We start from the raw sequence: 1638 nt of genomic DNA on the forward strand, positions 1-1638 counted from the left end.
CACTTTCACTGGTGTTTATTCAGGCTAAGGTAAAATTTGTGAACGTTCTTAATTGAACATGCGAATTTTCGGCGAATGTCGTCTTCATAGTATAACCAGATTGCTTGGGGTTATATGGTCAAGTGAAGAAGCGCATACGGTGGATGCCTTGGCAGTCAGAGGCGATGAAAGACGTGGTAGCCTGCGAAAAGCTTCGGGGAGTCGGCAAACAGACTTTGATCCGGAGATGTCTGAATGGGGGAACCCACCTAACATAAGTTAGGTATCTTAAGCTGAATACATAGGCTTAAGAAGCGAACCAGGGGAACTGAAACATCTAAGTACCCTGAGGAAAAGAAATCAACCGAGATTCCCTTAGTAGTGGCGAGCGAACGGGGACCAGCCCTTAAGCTGTATTGATGTTAGCGGAACGCTCTGGAAAGTGCGGCCATAGTGGGTGATAGCCCTGTACGCGAAAACATCTTTACAGTGAAATCGAGTAGGACGGAGCACGAGAAACTTTGTCTGAATATGGGGGGACCATCCTCCAAGGCTAAATACTACTGACTGACCGATAGTGAACTAGTACCGTGAGGGAAAGGCGAAAAGAACCCCGGAGAGGGGAGTGAAATAGATCCTGAAACCGTATGCGTACAAGCAGTGGGAGCCCACTTTGTTGGGTGACTGCGTACCTTTTGTATAATGGGTCAGCGACTTATTTTCAGTGGCAAGCTTAACCGAATAGGGGAGGCGTAGCGAAAGCGAGTCTTAATAGGGCGTCTAGTCGCTGGGAATAGACCCGAAACCGGGCGATCTATCCATGGGCAGGTTGAAGGTTGGGTAACACTAACTGGAGGACCGAACCGACTACCGTTGAAAAGTTAGCGGATGACCTGTGGATCGGAGTGAAAGGCTAATCAAGCTCGGAGATAGCTGGTTCTCCTCGAAAGCTATTTAGGTAGCGCCTCATGTATCACTGTAGGGGGTAGAGCACTGTTTCGGCTAGGGGGTCATCCCGACTTACCAAACCGATGCAAACTCCGAATACCTACAAGTGCCGAGCATGGGAGACACACGGCGGGTGCTAACGTCCGTCGTGAAAAGGGAAACAACCCAGACCGTCAGCTAAGGTCCCAAAGTTATGGTTAAGTGGGAAACGATGTGGGAAGGCTTAGACAGCTAGGAGGTTGGCTTAGAAGCAGCCACCCTTTAAAGAAAGCGTAATAGCTCACTAGTCGAGTCGGCCTGCGCGGAAGATTTAACGGGGCTCAAACCATACACCGAAGCTACGGGTATCATCTTAGGATGATGCGGTAGAGGAGCGTTCTGTAAGCCTGTGAAGGTGAGTTGAGAAGCTTGCTGGAGGTATCAGAAGTGCGAATGCTGACATGAGTAACGATAATGGGTGTGAAAAACACCCACGCCGAAAGACCAAGGTTTCCTGCGCAACGTTAATCGACGCAGGGTTAGTCGGTCCCTAAGGCGAGGCTGAAAAGCGTAGTCGATGGAAAACAGGTTAATATTCCTGTACTTCTGGTTATTGCGATGGAGGGACGGAGAAGGCTAGGCCAGCTTGGCGTTGGTTGTCCAAGTTTAAGGTGGTAGGCTGGAATCTTAGGTAAATCCGGGATTCTAAGGCCGAGAGCTGATGACGAGTTA

The 1638-nt window shown here is 49.5% G+C and carries 1 rRNA gene; it reads left to right on the forward strand.

Features of this window, described 5'->3' with window-relative positions:
* Positions 1-116: 116 nt before the first annotated feature.
* Positions 117-1638, forward strand: a 23S ribosomal RNA gene (locus EQV90_RS21645); the annotation flags it as partial.

Source organism: Pseudomonas sp. TMW22089 (genome assembly GCF_022496645.1).
GTDB classification, from domain to species: domain Bacteria; phylum Pseudomonadota; class Gammaproteobacteria; order Pseudomonadales; family Pseudomonadaceae; genus Aquipseudomonas; species Aquipseudomonas paraversuta.